General features: G+C 41.6%; 19 protein-coding genes and 1 tRNA gene. 3 read left to right on the forward strand and 17 right to left on the reverse strand.

Going from position 1 to position 18107, the window contains the following annotated elements:
• Position 1 precedes the first annotated feature (1 nt).
• The 12 genes from ABXT40_RS07790 to ABXT40_RS07845 all read right to left on the reverse strand — a co-directional run bounded on the left by ABXT40_RS07790 (position 2) and on the right by ABXT40_RS07845 (position 11404).
• Positions 2-1423 carry a PfkB family carbohydrate kinase gene (locus ABXT40_RS07790; RefSeq protein ID WP_443645049.1) on the reverse strand — a complete coding sequence of 474 codons (1422 nt, stop codon included), beginning with the start codon at positions 1421-1423 and terminating at the stop codon, positions 2-4.
• Positions 1420-1938 carry a WbuC family cupin fold metalloprotein gene (locus ABXT40_RS07795; RefSeq protein WP_443645050.1) on the reverse strand — a complete coding sequence of 173 codons (519 nt, stop codon included), beginning with the start codon at positions 1936-1938 and terminating at the stop codon, positions 1420-1422. The genes ABXT40_RS07790 and ABXT40_RS07795 overlap by 4 nt, the downstream gene beginning before the upstream one ends.
• Before the next feature lie 5 nt (positions 1939-1943).
• Positions 1944-3128, reverse strand: a complete 1185-nt coding sequence (locus ABXT40_RS07800) for a methyltransferase domain-containing protein (protein ID WP_443645051.1) — start codon at positions 3126-3128, stop codon at positions 1944-1946.
• A 6-nt stretch (positions 3129-3134) separates the two neighbouring features.
• Positions 3135-4187 (reverse strand): zinc-binding dehydrogenase, encoded by a 1053-nt coding sequence (locus ABXT40_RS07805; RefSeq protein WP_443645052.1) that lies wholly within the window; start codon positions 4185-4187, stop codon positions 3135-3137.
• A 6-nt stretch (positions 4188-4193) separates the two neighbouring features.
• Entirely contained in the window at positions 4194-4865 is a 672-nt protein-coding gene (locus tag ABXT40_RS07810) for a class I SAM-dependent methyltransferase (protein WP_443645053.1), read from the reverse strand.
• Between the two features lie 9 nt (positions 4866-4874).
• Positions 4875-5996 (reverse strand): hypothetical protein, encoded by a 1122-nt coding sequence (locus ABXT40_RS07815; RefSeq protein WP_443645054.1) that lies wholly within the window; start codon positions 5994-5996, stop codon positions 4875-4877.
• The gene (locus tag ABXT40_RS07820; protein WP_443645055.1) at positions 5917-6525 is read right to left on the reverse strand and encodes an HAD family hydrolase; all 609 of its coding nucleotides are present in this window, start codon (positions 6523-6525) and stop codon (positions 5917-5919) included. The genes ABXT40_RS07815 and ABXT40_RS07820 overlap by 80 nt, the downstream gene beginning before the upstream one ends.
• 161 nt (positions 6526-6686) lie before the next feature.
• Entirely contained in the window at positions 6687-7469 is a 783-nt protein-coding gene (locus ABXT40_RS07825; RefSeq protein WP_443645056.1) for a transketolase family protein, read from the reverse strand.
• Positions 7469-8290, reverse strand: a complete 822-nt coding sequence (locus ABXT40_RS07830) for a transketolase (RefSeq protein ID WP_443645057.1) — start codon at positions 8288-8290, stop codon at positions 7469-7471. The genes ABXT40_RS07825 and ABXT40_RS07830 overlap by 1 nt, the downstream gene beginning before the upstream one ends.
• Positions 8291-8292: 2 nt before the next feature.
• Positions 8293-9279, reverse strand: a complete 987-nt coding sequence (locus tag ABXT40_RS07835; protein ID WP_443645058.1) for a GDP-mannose 4,6-dehydratase — start codon at positions 9277-9279, stop codon at positions 8293-8295.
• Between the two features lie 441 nt (positions 9280-9720).
• Positions 9721-10572 carry a methyltransferase domain-containing protein gene (locus ABXT40_RS07840; protein ID WP_443645059.1) on the reverse strand — a complete coding sequence of 284 codons (852 nt, stop codon included), beginning with the start codon at positions 10570-10572 and terminating at the stop codon, positions 9721-9723.
• Between the two features lie 10 nt (positions 10573-10582).
• Positions 10583-11404 carry a class I SAM-dependent methyltransferase gene (locus tag ABXT40_RS07845; RefSeq protein WP_443645060.1) on the reverse strand — a complete coding sequence of 274 codons (822 nt, stop codon included), beginning with the start codon at positions 11402-11404 and terminating at the stop codon, positions 10583-10585.
• 160 nt (positions 11405-11564) lie between these two features.
• Between ABXT40_RS07845 and ABXT40_RS07850 the strand changes: the two genes are divergently transcribed.
• Together ABXT40_RS07850 and ABXT40_RS07855 are read left to right on the forward strand one after the other, a co-directional pair.
• Complete coding sequence (locus ABXT40_RS07850) at positions 11565-11852, forward strand: transposase (RefSeq protein ID WP_443645061.1); 288 nt, start codon at positions 11565-11567, stop codon at positions 11850-11852.
• 355 nt (positions 11853-12207) lie between these two features.
• Entirely contained in the window at positions 12208-12705 is a 498-nt protein-coding gene (locus tag ABXT40_RS07855; protein ID WP_443646989.1) for an integrase core domain-containing protein, read from the forward strand.
• A 667-nt stretch (positions 12706-13372) separates the two neighbouring features.
• Here the strand turns inward: ABXT40_RS07855 and ABXT40_RS07860 are convergent.
• Positions 13373-13449, reverse strand: a tRNA-Met gene (locus tag ABXT40_RS07860).
• 132 nt (positions 13450-13581) lie between these two features.
• Entirely contained in the window at positions 13582-14997 is a 1416-nt protein-coding gene (locus ABXT40_RS07865; RefSeq protein WP_443645062.1) for a mannose-1-phosphate guanylyltransferase/mannose-6-phosphate isomerase, read from the reverse strand.
• Between the two features lie 250 nt (positions 14998-15247).
• On the opposite strand from ABXT40_RS07865, the gene ABXT40_RS07870 reads away from it, so the two are divergent.
• Entirely contained in the window at positions 15248-15745 is a 498-nt protein-coding gene (locus ABXT40_RS07870; protein ID WP_443645063.1) for a DUF2721 domain-containing protein, read from the forward strand.
• A 25-nt stretch (positions 15746-15770) separates the two neighbouring features.
• On the opposite strand, the gene ABXT40_RS07875 is transcribed toward ABXT40_RS07870, so the two are convergent.
• The 3 genes from ABXT40_RS07875 to ABXT40_RS07885 form a co-directional block, all read right to left on the reverse strand.
• Positions 15771-16679 (reverse strand): ion transporter, encoded by a 909-nt coding sequence (locus ABXT40_RS07875; RefSeq protein ID WP_443645064.1) that lies wholly within the window; start codon positions 16677-16679, stop codon positions 15771-15773.
• Between the two features lie 639 nt (positions 16680-17318).
• The gene (locus ABXT40_RS07880; RefSeq protein WP_443645065.1) at positions 17319-17609 is read right to left on the reverse strand and encodes a putative quinol monooxygenase; all 291 of its coding nucleotides are present in this window, start codon (positions 17607-17609) and stop codon (positions 17319-17321) included.
• Between the two features lie 205 nt (positions 17610-17814).
• On the reverse strand, positions 17815-18093 hold the full coding sequence (locus tag ABXT40_RS07885) for a PTS beta-glucoside transporter subunit IIABC (RefSeq protein WP_443645066.1): 279 nt from the start codon (positions 18091-18093) through the stop codon (positions 17815-17817).
• Between the last annotated feature and the right edge of the window lie 14 nt (positions 18094-18107).

Below are 18107 nucleotides of genomic sequence, written 5' to 3' on the forward strand. Positions count from 1 at the left end.
GCTATACAAGCTCCATAATTTCATCAAAATGTATGGGAATATTTCCCTCTCGCCCAACTTGAATTGCAGCGCCTATCGAGCCTAAGAGCGCAGCCTCCCAAATCGAAGCTCCAACCATCAAAGCAAGAGCTGAGATTGAGAGCAACGCATCTCCAGCTCCGGACGTGTCCTTTACGTTATAATTTAATGCAGGTATTTGATCAGTCACAACTGTACAACCCTGTTTTGTATGAACGAGCACTCCCTCAGCACCTAGTTTTAAAAGCAAATGTCTAGCATTTACCCGTTTTCTGAGACTTTCTGATAGAGCTACTAATCCATCATCTTGGTTTCTTAAGCCCATCCGAGCTTCTGTTTCTGTAGGCGTGCTGAGTATTGTATTCTTGAATTTCAAAATATTCCCAACTTGTGATGATGACTGACTGTCCGCGGCAATTGGGATTTTGTTGTGATCAGCGTAAGACTCAACAAATTTGACTAGTCGCTTCGTCAAAAATCCATAGCTGAAATCAGAAAAAATAATCAACTCTGGCTTTTCTTTGAGAGCTAATATTTTCTCGCAGATAATGTTCTCTAAGCTAGACATCATAGGTTGTGAAGTTAATTCGCTTATTCTAACCCTTGAGTGGCCGGCTATTCTATACCGTTTTTTGAGTGAGGTCGGACGACTTTGATCTTCAACAATAAAAGCGGAAACATTGGCAGAAGAAAGTTCAGCAAGAGCAAACTTTCTCGAGTCATCAGACCCCGACAGACTCAAAAAAGTAACAGACGCCCCAATCTTTGAGGCATGACAAGCAACAATACCTGCACCACCAATGTATTTTTTACTATTAATTTTTCTATATACCGGATTTGCATCCTCTTGAGATATCCCAAGAGTTTCACAATCGACATATTCGTCAATTATGAGATCTCCCAAAATGAGAACCTTTTTATTTTGTATCTTACGTAGGATACCTTTCAATACCTTTTTTTGGACTCCGTGCCGCTCAATATAAGACGCTGGTGTTATCAAACTGATTTTATTTTTCCAAACACTAAACCCGCTCCTAGGTGCCGCATTATCAACATATCCCATCCCAGAATGGAAAATCAGTTTCCCTCCTGTTTCTTCTAGAGCTAATTGCTCTGGATTATATTTGCCGTCGTGTTCTGAGCCTTTTAAAACAAAATCTGGTGTTAATGAATATATGAGGTCTTCTACTGGCCCCACCATCAGAAAAGCGTCATCCACTAGAACGTTATTTTTTATTCCCTCCAACCTCAACGCCTCATCATAATACGCATTGGGTCCAGCTATCTTATTGCTCGCAACTGCAACACACAGCTTTTTAGCCAATGTTTTAGCATAGCGAAACAACCTTTGGTGCCCGGGATGCAGTACGTTGAAATTACCCGTAATTAAAACAAGTTCTTTCATGCTTTCCTCCACCTCAATTCGCGCAAATATTGCGAAAGCCCTTCTTCATCGGAAGGTGAGAAACAAGCGAATTCAGTATCTTGCTGTTCAAACGGGCCATTGGTTACCTCTTGGAAGACCGCAAATTCTGATTGAACTAAAACCGTATGGAACAATTTGGAGTTCAAACGATAATAAGAAGGGCTTCCTAAGCCTTCACTAGACAAAGAGATAATTTCACAAATTGTTCCGCAATCGTTAAAAAGGACAACATCAAGTTTTCCCTCAATCATGTGAAACGACTCTGTTTTTGCATGATGTTTATGGGGTCTAACCAACGTGTCACGATGGAGAGCAATTATCATCTCGTGCAGTAAATCAGTGGGCTTTTGATGCAAGCATATTCGACAACGTTTATTCGCGCTAGACAGTGCCTGATCTTTGAGAAAATTAACATCTAAATCACTCAATATAAATACATCAAGATTTGATTGAAAAACGGATTCATTGATTTGTTTAAATTTAATGCTATTCATGCTTTCTAAATCCCATGTGGAATATTAAATATTGAGTAAATCTCCAATCCATCTATTTGTTCTTTGTGTTTTTGCAAAAAAGATTTTTGACTGGCTGGACTAAGCGATAGAAATAATATTGCGTTAGTTTCGCTCAGCAACGCCACTGAGGGCTTTATTTCGAGATTTGATTTTGGAAGGATGCGGCGGTGCTTTAATTGGTTGTCATCAATGATGTATGAAAAATAACTTTGCAAATCATGCATGTTTATGAATTTTATTGCCAGATGCCCAGAGCCCACCATGATTAATTTTTTATCTTGAGCGATTAAGTTCCTTAATTTAGTTTGCAACCTTTTCTTGTTTCTATCGAAGGCATTTGAAAATGCTACAAATTGGTCAATAGCGGTGGATTCAAGCCCCAGTTTACAATATTTGTGCTTGTCTGCATTTTGCAAAATAACAACTAACAAGTCTTCAAAAGACTGCGGATAAATTTGCAAATCCAAAACTTCGAAATTATGTCTTAACGCAAATCGCCTTAGCGTGAGAGGAGTAAAGTAGGAGCAATGCTCCTCCCAAACGAAGCAATGATCTCCATGTGCTAAAACCTTTTCATTATCCGGCACCTCCAAGATCAAAAACCCATTGGGCTTGAGAAGAGCCTTACACCCCTCGACAAACACATTTGGATCTCGGGCGTGCTCTAGAATGTGCCTGCCAATCACAACATCAAATTTTCCCCTATTCCTTGCGACAAAATCCATCTGCGCCGGGTTAATTTTTTCTTGAACCGTCTCAAGTCCAAAGCAAGTTTTTGATATTCCCAGATCTGATCTTGGATCAATACTTACGTAATCTTTGCACCCTTTTACTTTAAACCTTTCAAGAAGCGTTTCGTCTTTATATGTCAAGCCGGCTATTCTTGAATTTGGTGACAAGTTTAGTAGTTCTATCAATCGATGAGCAAGAGTATCTAGATGATCTTCAGGTTCTTCATATTTTATCCAATTCACTTTTGGCTCTATTATTTCTAGAGACATGGGTTCAACCAGTTGTACTAGCCCACAGCAAGAACAAATCCCCACTTGCAATGGGTGAGACACCCAACCATCAAAAACGCTTCTCAGATATAAGTTGCTAGGAGGCAAATTACCCAGATTTGCAATAGACTTGTTCAGAAAGCTTTCGCAAATGATACATTTCTGCATATATCTTTACTCTTTGAATGCGATTAAACATCGGCCTGCGGAGCTACCTGTAGTCATAGACTCTATAGCGTGATTAATATCTTTAAGGCGGTACTCTTCACTGATTATACTATTTAGATCAACTTCTTTTGATTTACATATTTTCAGATACCTCGGGATATCTTGGGTTGGGTGACCGTCGCCCCCATGGGTGCCAGTGATTTTCTTACCAAAATGAAGCGGCAGAGTATTAAGTGATACAGATCTCCCAGTTTCAGGCACTCCAACTAGAATGACCTTACCGCTTTTATTCGTAATTGAATAACCAAGCGAAATCACGTCCGTATTTCCGGTGTTATCGATAAAATTATCGGGTCCAATGCCATTCAAGATAGACAATATTTTGCCAGTTACATCTTCACGCAATGAATTGATCACGTGGGTAGCGCCAATCAACTCACTCAATGCAAGTCGGTTAGCAAACTTATCAACTGCTATTATCGGGTAGGCTCCCCTCATGGCAGCAGCTTGAATGATGTTTAAACCAACACCACCTGAACCAAAGACCACTAAAGACTCACCAAGCTTTATTTGAGCTACATTTTCAACAACACCGAAGCCAGTAGTTATCGCACACCCGTAGAGACATAGTGTACGCATGTCGGTGCCTGACGGAACTGGGGTCAATCTATTTTCTGAAACAATTGCAAACTCATTAAAAGTCGTAATGAGACCTGCATTCAACTGCCTATTTTTCCAGTCATACTTGGGAGGCTCGCTTTGAATGCCAATACCCTCTTTCCAATGCAAGACTACTGGATCCCCTTTTTGAACCTTTGAAACCCCTGGACCTATCGACTCAACAAAACCAGAGCCTTCATGCCCTAGCAAATGTGGCAAGTATTTATCTTCACCCTTTACACCGCGTATTTCTCCAATTTGAGAGCCGCAGATTCCAGAATACGATAACTTCACAAGGACCTGACCAACAGCGAGCTCTTTTGGAAGCAAAACCTCATCAACAACGAGTTGACAATTTTGTTTAACCAAGATTGCTGCAAACATTTTTTTTGGAAGCATTGTTTTCTACTCAAAATAAATAAAAGAAAAGTCACCGCTGTAACCAGTCTTTTCAAACCACCACTTCCATTCTTCCGGAGTACAGAACGCCTCGCATGTCACCTGCCAATATAACAGGTTGGCTTTTTCTACCTCATCCCGATAAGACTCCACACAAATGTACTTATTTTTTTTTCCAACTCTCTCGATCTCTTTCAGCGCTTTCTCTAATTCATAAGTTTTTAAATTGTGAAGAGTATTTATAGAATAAACAAAATCGAATTCATTGTCATCAAACGGTAGTTCGGTAGCACACCCTAAAACTAATTTATCGCTTAATTCAGGCTTGCATTCTTTGAGAGCGTAACTTGAGCAGTCCAAACCACGAGGAATGATGCCCGGAACCGACTGACTTATCTCGAAAAGCTGGAAACCTTTTCCACAGCCCACATCAAGAACTTTATCGCCTTCTCTAAGATGATAATGCTGGGCAATCGCATTAGCAACGGGCCTCCAAAGGTCAGGGATGTATTTGTAACCACCATAATTCACTCTCCGGTCACCATCCCAATAATCAAAATCCCATTTTTTTGCTAATGTCGCAGCCTTTGCTTTTGGAAAGTCGGTGTCGTTGACCCGAGCCAAATAGTCCCTCGTTGTTCTCTTGTGAACTATAGAAATAAAATCAATTTCCTGCATAAGGCGCCCTCACAGTATTGCTTCAACTTTTTCTTGAGCCTTCAGAAGTTGCAAGGCTTTAACTTCATGCAGTGAAGCTAAATTAATATCATGAGCAAAGCTAGTTCTTTTTCGACCACTTTCCCTGAAAACGTTTAGTATGATACAGATCCATTTAACCACGTAAAGTGGACGCAGAATCTCGACTCGAAGGCTAATAAAATCTTCATCATCGAAATGCTTTCCAATCTGAGATATGAAAATTTGTTCATATTTTTTGGGAATTGGGCACGCCACCTGTTCAAAAAAATCACAAATTAATTTTGCGGGGTCGTCTTTACCAGCATATTCGAAGTCAATAAACCGTAAGTTGCCAATTATGGGATTAATTGCGTTATGAAAGCCAAAGTCGGACGGAGAAGCGCACAAAAACCTTGCGGGTAAATTAGCATTAGGGCTTAAGCAATACTTCTCTATTTTTGCACAAGCCTTTTGAATGACCATTGGCCAATTTTGGGCCAGTTTGTTTGCAATATTCCTCGCTGTAATATCTAGCGTATCAGAAACTTCGATCTCCGCCAAGCTCCGCAATCTATTGTGAATTAGTCCAAAGTGGCCTTGAAAGGAAAACTCTGCCTCTGCCGCATCCGGAAGCTTTAGCATAGCTCCTCTCCCCCTCTGAGGGTTTAGCTTTTTAATGAATTTGGTTGCTAACGAAACAAACTGTGGGTTCTCTTTCAAATTAAATTTTTGAGACCCCTCAATAAAATCCATTAAACCAAAACCAGATTTCAGATCAAAAGCAATGGGTGAAGGCACAAACTCTGGCGCGTATTCGTTCGCATACTCCAAAAAAGAAAACTCACGTTTTATTCGTTCCAAGTGGCTCGTTCCACAAACGAAATAGGACTTTAGAAGATACTGATTTGAGGCTCCTTCTATCCGATAAAGTCTGTTGTTACCCCCTTTGTTGAGCAATTCAGCACTAAAGACCTCATCTTCAATTTTCGAGTTTTTGAGCATAACCCGTGCTGCCTTTAGCGCCCTGTCAACCATACAACCTTCCAAATATTTAGAAATTAAAATCAGATATTTTTTTGTAAACACATAGCCAGTCTGAGCAGTGAGCCAGCTCGCCAGAATAGCTCTCATCTTTTGCGCTAAAATGAATCTTATTAACATTTTTTGGAAACGCTGGATGTTCCAAAACATCGACTAAATCGTCAACAAAGACATCTAATCCAAGTTTAGAAATTTTTTCAATCTTTTGGATTAAATGGTTATTGAAAGTAATATTTTGCTTTGGGATTCTAATTGCACCATTATTTAATAAATTGTTTTCAATCCACCTATTAGCAGCCATATGCAAATCATACTTTTCCCCGACATAAGGATATTTAGTTTTATGACTGACTATGAAAACTTCATGCCCATCGCGCGCGAGATTTTTTAAGACCTCAATACAGTTTTCGAATGGTGGAGCATCTTTAATGTAATATCCGTAAACTTCACCCTGAAGTTTTGTCCATTCATCATCACGCCCTGCCCCTTTTAGAAAACCTTTTACTGAATTTTTTGACGTCGCGATACCGGCAGGCAACAGCCCCAGTTTGCTGGCGATTTCAAAAAATAGTGTCTCATAGTTTACAATAGTGTTATCAAAATCTATCCCTATTTTCAATCTATTACGTCCTATTCTCTCACTGACGGGTCAGTTTTTTCGTCACCTGTTCTGCAATATGGCTTGCGCTCAGTCCGTAGAAATCCCTGGCAAAGTCTTGACTCCCTAATTCGTGCATAAATTCATTTTTTGCCGCCACGGACATAAACCCAGCGTTCTTCTCAGAACTCACAAGGATGTCTGCGATGGCACTTCCAAATCCACCCGGTCTGCCAATGCTCCTCAACACAAACCATCAATTTAAACCTCTCACTTAGATCGCAAACAAAATCAATGTTCAATGGCTTCACGGTCGGCATACTTACAACGGCCGTGCTAACAGATTGTTCATCTAGTAAACGTGCTGCACTCAACGCCTCACCCATTAAAGTTCCTGCGCAAACTATTACAACGTCATGACCACTTTTCATCAAACTAGGCTTTTCTGTCACGTTTTTTGGTTCACTGGTATGAAATTGCTTCTCACCTTTTTTGCCAATTCTAATATAGCTTGGGCTGTTCCGGTTTACTGTCTCTTTCAAGACCGCTCTCAGTTCTAAGGAGTCACAGGGAGCAAAAACTTGCATATTGGGCAGCACACGCATTATTGCAATATCTTCTAGCGAATGGTGCGTTGCCCCTAGTGGAGCGTAGGATAACCCTGAGCCTGTTCCAACTATTGTAACCGGGGCATTGTGATAGCAAACATCAATTTTAATTTGTTCGTAGCAACGAGAAGTAAGAAATGGCGTTATTGTGTAAACAAATGGTCGAAAGCCAGACATTCCAAGCCCTGCAGCAACCCCCATCATGTTAGCTTCAGCAACGCCACAATTATAAAACCGTTTGTCATGATTTTTCTTAAAGGTATCAAATAGCCTATTTCCTATATCACCCGAAAGAACAACGATGTCTTGGTGCAAAAAAGCGAGTTCATTTATTTCATCTGCAAAAGCATTTCTCATCAAATAACTCCCAACTCTTTTTTTGCCAAATTTACTTCTATTTCGTTGGGAATCTTGTAATGCCAATTATTGTCATCTTCCATAAATGAAACCCCCTTTCCTTTGGTGGTGTTCGCTATGATCGCAACTGGCTTACTCCTGTTTTTACTCAACTTTTCAAGCACTTTATCAAGTTCTGCAATATCGTTCCCATTAACCTCTACAGTCTTCCAACCAAATGATGACCACATTGATTTTAGTGAATTTTTTAAAAGTATTTCATCTGTTCTTCCAGTCGCCTGCCATTTATTTAAGTCCACTAAAACCGTTATGTTGGTAAGCTGGTTTGCCGAGATAAATAGCGCTGACTCCCAAACGCTACCCTCATTACATTCGCCGTCACTCAAAAGTACATAAGAGTGAAAGCTTGATTTTCTAATTTTACCTGCCAGCGCAAAACCTGCAGCAATTGGAAGTCCATGGCCCAGAGAGCCTGTTGCGGCCTCTATACCAGGCACAAACCCCGGAGCGGGAGGGTGCTCATGGAAAAAGGAGCCATTACTGCCAAAATCTTGAAGGGCTTCGGGTGGAAAGAAGCCGGCTTCAGCCATCACGAAAAAAAGAGCCGGGGCTGCGTGACCTTTACTCAACAAAAATCTATCCCGCTCAAAATCATTTGCATTTTTAGGGTCAATATTCAGATACTTAAAATAAAGAGTTACAAGTATATCAACACAGGAAAGACAAGACCCCAAGTGAGGAATTTCATTGACATGGGCATTCTCAACGATTTTGCCCCGCATCTTTTTTGCTAGGAGCTCCAACTCTAAAATTGATTTCATTTTCAAGCCTTGTGATTATATTTGGTTGGAGCTTTTTTCAAATCTTCAAGATTTTCCAACACCCATTGAACGCATCCCTCCAAACCATCCCCTATTTTTATTTTATCATCCCAATTAAGTTGCTCACGAATTTTTGAGCTATCTAACATATAAGCATCATCCTTACCTAGACGCTCTGGCGCCGACAAAACATGATCCTGAAAATCGACATCCATCATTTTACATATGGTGTTCACAAGCTCTTCGATTGATATTAGATCATTTGTCGCTATGTGGTAAGTGGATCCAATTTCTCCCGAGAGTGCAACCCGATAAGTCGCGTTTGAAACATCATCAATGTGGATAAAGGAGCGCCTGGATTTTCCACCACCATGCAGGTAAAGTTTTTCTCCATTTAGGATACACATAATAGTCTTCGGGATGATTCTATATAACTGTTGACCCGGCCCGTAAACATTTGCAGCTCTTGTGGAAACAAACGGAAAGCCGTATGCTTTGTGATAAGCATTAAGGTTCAAATCAGCAGCGGCTCTCGACACCGCGTAAGGCGTAGTTGGATTAAAACTTTGTGTCTCGTTGACGTAGCCTGAGCAAGATCCGTAAACTTCAGGTGTCGTGATATGTACATATTTTTTAATTGTACTTAACTTTCTCAGTTCTTCATGTAAAGCAATCGTGGAGACAACATTTGTTTGAAACCAATGCACAGGATTGACCCAACTTTCAGCTACCATACTTTGCGCTGCAAAATTAACAACATAATCAATCTTTCGATCAGATATAACCTCAACAACTTTTTTAAGGTCTTTGTTTAAATCTGCTTGATGAAATTGAAAATTTTGTGAATCTTCCCACTTATATGGTAGGAAGCATTCATTAGGCTCCTCTGAACGGCTAAAACCATCGACACTTATTCCTTTTTTCAAAATAAACCTGACGAAATTCGAACCCGAGAATGAGTTGCTACCAATTACTGCGAATTTTATCATTATAAAAGCCTACTGTAATAAAATGAGGTTGGAGTTAAGTGGTAATGAAGGGTTTTGGATGCGAGTTAAGCAAGTTCAACAGCCATAATTATTTTTATCCCAGGTTTTCATTCTACAATCATTAACGCCGCGTGAGAAAGCCTGCTAAGGGTAGACCTTGCTAGATTAGTGCAATCAGACTCTATGTTCCACCTCTGACGCCCGTTTAATCTTTATTACCAGTGTAAATTTTCCATCAGGTGTCACGACGGTCTTGGCCGTTTACAACATCAATCAAGAATATTAGCAAATCAATCTTTTAGATGCGCCTAGGCCTTCTAACGCGCTCCCAAGTTTTACCCCGCAAGACAAGATCTCAGATTTTACTCGTTTGAGTATTTTAATGCGGCTTGCATTTGATTTACGAGCTTTTTATCAAAACACAATCAAAGCGTAAACTAGTCATTTATTTTTTGTCAAAACTAGACTGGAAGTAGGAGCACTTAGTCGTCTGTTATAATCCCCCCTCAAATCTCTATGTACCTCGCTTTCCTCAAGTGACAAAATGCTCCAACTACCAAACTGCTCATGAATCACATTAAATCCGGCATCACTTATTTTTTGGTGCATTCTGTGCGGGGGTATACGGTTAGTGTAAAAGCCGGAATTTGCGAAAAATTCAGACTCCCAAACCGCGTCGGAAAAATATAGATTATTTTGCCCACCAGCTAAATGATCCATGTAATCCACGTTGTGACTTGAAATGGCTTCTATCGCTGAAATGCGATAAAGTTCACGGAGCACATTATCGAGTTTGTCTTTTCGAACATGCTCTAGGACCGAATGGGAAAAAATGAAGTCTATTGAATTAGCCTTGATATTTTGAAGGTCATCCACGCCATTAGTAAGATAAATTGCATTCACACTAGACATAAAGCAAGCAAAGGATTTGAAGTCTGGAGACTTTCTAGTTGTAACATTTGTTTCGCACCATCGATCATAAGCATTTCTATAGGTGTTGACGCTGGTGTTCACAAAATCCCCAACATCAATTAAATAAATAGCGTTGGCTCCGTGCAGGTATGCATACAAAGCAGAGAGTGCACTGTCCCCCGGCCCTAATTCAAGAACAGTGAAACCACTTTTTTGCCTTAAATTGGAAAAATGCCTAAAATGTAAATTAAATATTTTTTCTGCATAATTTGAAGTGTCCATTTGGCCAAATTTAAATAAACCAATTTTTTTCCAAACCCGATAAGGAATGGGCAACCTCGTCAAAATAATCTTGAGTATAATTTTTAATCGCCAGTTCATTTGCAAACAATCATGATTTGACTGCCACACAACACCAATAGGGTGTTTGATTGGAAAATGTTACGTCAGAAAAGCCAGCAGCCAACAGCATGTCCGTTATCTGGCGTTTGGAAAACCGTTTCTCTAACCTCGTGCCAAACCTGTCCAAAGCGTCGTTTCGCATCTGGTAAAAGGGTTTTTTACGATAATCTGCCAATGGAACAAGATCATGGTCAAAGCCAAGCTTTTCAGTGAGGTAAGCGAGGCGTGCCAAAGGCCAATAAACCAAAAGAGCAATGATTTCGCAAATGAACTTTTTTAGTTTGAACGGAAAAATTGATATCAGGCGCCTCAGAATATCTGAGCATTTCCAGATAGCTTTGAACCAAAATGGCCGGTTTTCAAAATTGTAATATATGTACAAAAGTAATGGCGCTTTCGGCTTCAATAACCTCGCGCAATCCATCAACGCACCTTCAGTATCGGTTATGTGGTGCAAAACGCCCAGACAATACCCAAAGTCCTGTGACGAATCTTCAATCGTGCAATTTTTGCTTGTCTGGTTGTAAAAATGTATATTTTTGAGGCCTTGAAGGTTGTTTTTTGCAACCTCAATAGCAGCGCTTGGTTCCACGCAATTTAATTTTCCAACTCTTGGCGCTACAAGTTTAGCCCATCTGCCAGAGCCGCATCCCATGTCGAAACCTTCACTATTTTTGGCTAATTTATGCCATGGAAAAATTGAAAAATATTGTTTGAAATTCTCGAACAGCTTTTCATTGTCAAAACCGCGATAGTCATACTCTTTCCACTCGTCACCAAAATCTTTAATAACTTTATCGTCGGCTTTCATCGATTGCAGACTCCAAACAACAGACGCTTAATTTAGAACGTAATAGCACATTAATTGCAACTGGGGTTCATAATTTTTAGTGCAATATATTTTTGATCAATCAACTGTCTTATCCCCGTAAAACTGTGCCATAATTTGATAGATATGGAGGATCAGAATTATGGCCCGCAAACGTCACTCAGACGAGGATATTTTGAAGCTGTTGCGTGAGATTGAGGTGCATGTTCATAGCGGCATAGATGTTGTCAGTGCTTGCCGTAAGGCCGGCGTGTCAGACGAGACTTATTATGCCTGGCGCAAGAAGTTTGGTGGAATGGGGCGCTCACAGCTCAGCGAGATGAAGTCTCTTCAGAAAGAAAACGATCGGCTAAAGAAGATCGCAGCTGAACTTGAGTTGGACAAGTTAATCTTGAAGGAAAGCCTGGATTTTTTGAAACCAAAGGTCTGAAGAAGGATCAACAACGTCAGGCCGTTATTCATACAAGGCAAAAACTCAACATATCCGAGCGACGTACTTGCAAAGTGTTGGGCGTTGCCCGTTCAACGCTGAAGTACAAACCCGTTCAACATGATGACGAAGCCCTACGTTTGGCTATGATTAGATTGGCTAAGGCGTATAGTCGATACGGTTACAGGAAGATAACCCAGTTGCTGCAAATAGACAGCTGGAAAGTCAATAATAAGCGCATATAGCGTTTGTGGCGTGAAGAAGGTTTGCAACTTCCAAAGCGCCATAAGAAACGAAAACGTCTTTATCACAAAACAGTTCAGTCATCAGGCTGAGGCCTCACCATTAAAATCATATTTGGAGTATCGACTTTGTGCACGACAAGCTCACAAATGGGCGTGGCTACAAAATGCTAACGGTCATTGATGAATACACTCGAGAAGCGCTTTATGTTGCCGTCAGGTCCAAGATGAATACTAATGATGTGCTGGACGTATTGTTTGATCTGATCTTAAAGCGTGGAAAGCCAAAGTTCATTCGCTCCGACAACGGCCCTGAGTTCATTGCTAAACATCTTCAAACTTGGCTCAGAAAAGTGGGCATTGAACCAATCCAAATCTATTCAGGCTCACCTTGGGAGAATGGCTATAACGAACGCTTCAATGGCACCTTACGGAACAAAGTTTTAAATGCGGAGTGGTTTTACACCGTCCATCAAGCCCAAAAGGCAATCAATGTCTGGTTTCGCCAATATAATCACATCAGGCCGCATCACGGTCTGAATATGCGACCTCCAGTACTTGAAACACTAATAGAAAAATCGAAAAATACTGGTACAGAAAATTGGGGCTAAACACACTAAGCCCATCAGTTTAAAGGGGGAGGGCTTTTCTATAATGAATGTTGTGCCCGCTTTGATAGAAAAGCTCCCAAATAGGTGATCCTGATTACTTGTACGTATTGTCCTACCAACTTGTATGCGCTGACGCACTATCCATTTCTTGATAGAGTATTATTCATTTAGTGGTGGCGAATATGTTGTTAACAGCCAAGTTAAACTTAATGTCAGGCATTTTAATTGGGGCTACTGCCCTTTTAGTGATGAAACAACTGTGCAAACGTAAAAGGTGCAAGAAAAACCAGGAAACCCATGCACCCGTTGCTGCGTCTGATTAACACTCTGTGAAGGCTCTTCTTGCCAGCCTAAAGTAGCCTCTAAGAGAGTCCCTTCTAGTAACCGATTCTAGAGGGGCACTGGGTTCTCCAGCAAGCATATAAAATAAGAACAACAACCTGACCCTTTAGTCCCCTTTTGTAAAATCCGTGTTTGTCTTCCCCCAGTGGGGGTGTCTTTCCTTTGACCATGGGACCCACGCGATCAACTTTGGTCACACGCCGGTCACACCTCAGTCACACGCACTTTGACAAAACGGCATGAATCAGTAGAATCATCAGAAATCACATTGAGGTGATGACTAACAATAAAGCACTGATGTGATTGCTAATTTTTACTTGAGAAATGGTAGCGGAGGAGGGACTTGAACCCCCGACACGCGGATTATGATTCCGCTGCTCTAACCAACTGAGCTACTCCGCCTCTGACTAACACAACGATAAATCGGCGTATCCCGTCCAAAGATGTCTGTGCTTTTATTAACAACCATTGCTTTGGTCAAGCAAATAGCAACCTGCTGCGAAGTTTTTTTAGACAGCCAAGTGAGAGATATTATTACACACAGCGGTGGTAAAAATCCTCATAACGAATTATGTCATCTTCCCCCAAATAACTTCCAGTTTGAACCTCAATTAGGGTCAATGGGTCATTGGTTTCATTTGCCAAACGATGTTTTTGACCAGCTTTGATGTAAACTGACTCATTGCAATTCAACACAAACATGTCTTCGTCTCTGCACACGGTGGCGCAACCAGACACAACAACCCAGTGTTCTGAGCGGTATTTGTGACTTTGAAGAGACAATGATGCTTTTGGATAGACATGCAAACGCTTCACCTGGTAATTTGGCATCAACACTAAACTTTCAAACCATCCCCAAGGGCGGTAGTCTTTCAGGTGCTCAGTTGCCTCAGGCACACCCTGCGACTCGAGGTTTGAGACAATTTTTCTTACCTCTTGCAGCCTGTCAGCGTCTGCCACGAGAACTGCATCATCAGTTGCTACGGCAACGATATTTTCTAGCCCCAAACCAGCTAAGCGTAGCCTATTAGCCGAGGACCAAAGCATTGTATTTTTGCAATCTACTCCAGTCGTATTCTGAGTATACGTGTTGTTATTAGAGTCTTGCACATTTAAATTGGCTATTGCACTCCAATCCCCAAGATCAGACCATTCTGATTGGAAATCAACACAGTATATGTTGTCCGCCTTTTCCATTATGGCATAGTCAATTGACTCAGCGTTGACCGCAGCCCATGAAGCTTCAGAAATTCGAAAATAATCTAGATCAGTATAACCGTCAGCGACTGCTTTGCCCACACCTGACAGCATCCCAGCCTGAAAACGTTGAGCCAAGTCCAAAATTGTTACAGCTTTGAAAAGAAAAATACCTGTATTCCAAGAATACAACCCACTCGCAACCATTTCTATTGCCCGAGAGTAATTGGGTTTCTCATGGAACCCTCTCACCGGCCTACAAGCTCTTCCCTCATCGATCACTGCTTCAATGTAACCGTAACCAGTCTCAGCTCGTGACGGTTTCACGCCAAAGGTCACAACACCCCCGTTGTTTGCAACCGCCAAGCCTTCGGCAATTGTTTGCGAGAAAGAATCGAAGTCAGGGATATGATGATCAGCAGGCATTGCTAAAAGCATCGTATCGTTATCGTTTTTTTTAGCGACAAGGGCTGCAGCCAAAATGGCTGGCGCAGTGTTTTTCCCTTCAGGTTCAATAATAACATCTGCGTCACACCCCATCGCATTAAGCTGTTGTGACACCAAAAAACGATAATTGTCAGAAGTAACTATCAATGGTTTGGCAAATTTGTCACCCTGTACCCTCAAAATCGATTGCTGAAAGGGAGTTTGACCATCAATTAAAGGCACAAATTGCTTTGGGAGAGTCTTCCGGGAAACAGGCCACAAACGGGTACCAGCCCCACCAGCTAGAATAATTGGAACGATGCGCATGAAAAATGTCACTTCCCAAATGTTGCAAAATGTTGTCTACCATGGCACGCGGCCATTGCCAACGGACTTAAATAGTTGTTTTGTTCACTTAGCATTTGCTTGGGCAGTCCGCTCGCCAAAGGTTTTTTGAAGTTTCGAAAATTATCAGAGCCGGAGAAGATTGTCGCATTGAATTGCAAGACTCTAAATAAAAAATAGCCTAACACTATACAAACCACTGGGCAGTACCGCAGAAGTCAGAGTTGAAGAAATGCATTCAAATATCTTGATTGTTGGCGTTCTTTTCCCCGCCATTCCGCTGATGATGATTAATTTTGGTAATCGCTATTCGCTTTTGGCCGGATTGATCCGCAATTTGCATGACACGGTGATCAATGAAAAAATCTCAACCGATGACAGCGCCCGGTTTTTCCGCCAGATTGCCAGCCTTCGGCAAAGACTGCGGCTGATCGCCATCATCCAGACCTTTAGTGCGCTTGCCTTTATCTTGAATCTGTTGGCGATGATTTCGCTTTATTTTGGCATTGATAATCTTGGCAGCTGGCTGTTTTTTTCATCAATCATTTTGATGGTTGCGGCGATGGTTCAATTCACCATCGAAATCCAGATTGCCAATTCGGCGCTTGATGTGCATCTGTCCGATCTGGAAAAACATCAAGAATGGCAAGATTATCTGGCATCATCAAAATCGCGTGGCAGAAAATCACGCAAAACCACACCACCGCCGCCGCCAAATCCTGCGGCCTAATCTTCGGCGTCATCATTAAGCAGGGTTATTTTTGATCGTTTTTACGCTGCAAATAGCCAATGATCGCCACCGCATCTTCTTCCGCGATATTCAAACGCTGGCGTAAATCATCAATCTTTTTGCGTTCATCGCTGGTGATCACCCCATCGGTTAATGCCGATGAAATTTCGGCCTCAAGCCGGTGCCGCCGCATTGTCACCTGATTGGTAAAACCAGTGGCAACAATGCCGGTTAATAGCGCAACAACACAAACCCCCATAAGCGCGGTCAGGGTGGCGATAAATTTACCCGCGACCGTATGCGGCACAATATCGCCATAACCAACCGTTGTCAGGGTAACAACCGTCCACCACATCGCCTGCGGGATTGATCCAAAATGGTCAGGCTGTACATCCTGTTCGGCAACATAGATCAATGCGCTGGAAATCAGCAAAGCCAACACCAAAAGGTACAAGGTCGCGGCAAATGACCGGCTTTCATGGCGAACAGCCGAAATCAGATCTTCAAGCGCCGATGAATAATGAGAAAATTTCAATAAACGCATCAACCTCAGAATACGAAGCCAGCGCAAATCAACACCGCCAAGAAGAAGCGGGATAATGCTCGGCAAAATTGCCAATAAATCAATGATACCCGTAAAGCTGAATATATAACCAAAGCGTTTGGCTGCCGCGCCTTTGTGTTTGCCATCTGGTGCAGCGGCACATGACCAAATCCGCAGCGCATACTCAATTGAAAAAATTGATACTGAAATCAGTTCTATTAAAGTAAAGACTGTTCGATATTGTGTATGGAGACTGTCGATTGTTTCAAGGCATACTGCCAACAAATTCAGCACAATCAGAGAAAATAGAAATATATCGCAATAACGACTTGCACGGTCGTCAGCCTGCCCCTTTTCAATAATTTCAAAGACACGCTTTTGACTAAACATCGGAAAACCCATTTAATAAATTAGATTTAACAAATTCCTGTAGCTAAAGCCTTCGTTACTTCGCCGTTCGTTTGCACTCAAAGTCTTTTTGGCAGTGAAGAAAAGCAGACATGCTCAAACTCAGCTCTTCAAGTCCCGTTCCCTGCCGCTTGTATATACAAATTCTCTCACCACTATCATCGTCAATATAAGTCTTGATCAACCGGCAAGTGGTTTTGCCAGCTGAGCTATCGACGGCTTTACGTCTACATTCCGCCTTCTCACGGCCAAGGATTGTTTGTGGCCACCTGAGCCGGTCCTTTGACCATAAGGTGCAGTGAGCAGATGACTCACTGCCCTGATAAGTTTTGCCGCCAGCAAGCGCAGGCTGCATCCCGTAGCTAGAGAACAGCAACACAAATACCAATGATAGAAATACTCGAGGCTTCATAAATCAAAATCCAAATCAGTGTTGGTACAAGGCACCTTGCGCAACGCATACGCCTCACTCCTATATAACGACATTTAAATGAATAATTGAAGTTCCAAAAAAATATCGCTCTAAAACAGCCATGGTCTTCACGCCCTTTTGGAGAGCGCTGGCACAGTAGAAAATAGCATATTTTTGCGCATGTTGTTTTTGCAGCAACAAACTTTGTGTCAATGATTGATCTTTTGAAGCAAGCGAACAGATTTTGCTGTTACCATCTCACTGGCTAATTGATTGAATTCCAGATAATGGCTTGCCTTTTTATGCACCTCAAAAGCAAACGCATCATCATAAAGTTCATAGAGAAATATCTTTGTTGGGTTTTGCGGGTCTTGCGTGATGTCGAATTGATGACAACCGACTTCATTTGCCAATGAATCTGAAGCATTGTTTTGTATAATTATTAAAAAGGCGTCAAGACTTGCCGGATCAATCTCAAAATCAACACATACTGCAAGCATGTTTAGCACCCTTTTTAAAATTAATCTGTACCATGATACAACGTTATGCGACCAGCGAAACCCAACATATATCTAATTAATACAACGGACATAATGGCGCTCAAAGCAAAAAACCGAAGCAATCGATCGTTAGCGTTACCACCCTTCAAAGTGGTACCGCCAACCATCTATTACATTAGTTATTATAATAAACCTGAAGTTGCGGTTACCCACCAAACCATCCAGCCAGTGTGGGTCCCAAATAGTGAACGGTTACCCAAATCAGGATAATCAAAACCCCAATCGCAACAAGCAGGGTTTGCAGAAAATCCTGGAGCAAAGCGGTAATGAGCTGTTTGGTCAAGAGTGGCCCAAAGGCGATATAGCTAACGATAAGCGAGACTGGAAAAGTCAGATAGACAATGGTTGAAATCGCCCAGAATCGGATCATTCCCATTTTTGTAAAGGGATTATGTTTGCCCGCGGCCTTATCTTGATCTTGCATATTTGACCAGCCCT

This window comes from Candidatus Ponderosibacter sp. Uisw_141_02, from assembly GCF_048087665.1.
Lineage (GTDB): Bacteria > Pseudomonadota > Alphaproteobacteria > Puniceispirillales > Puniceispirillaceae > UBA3439.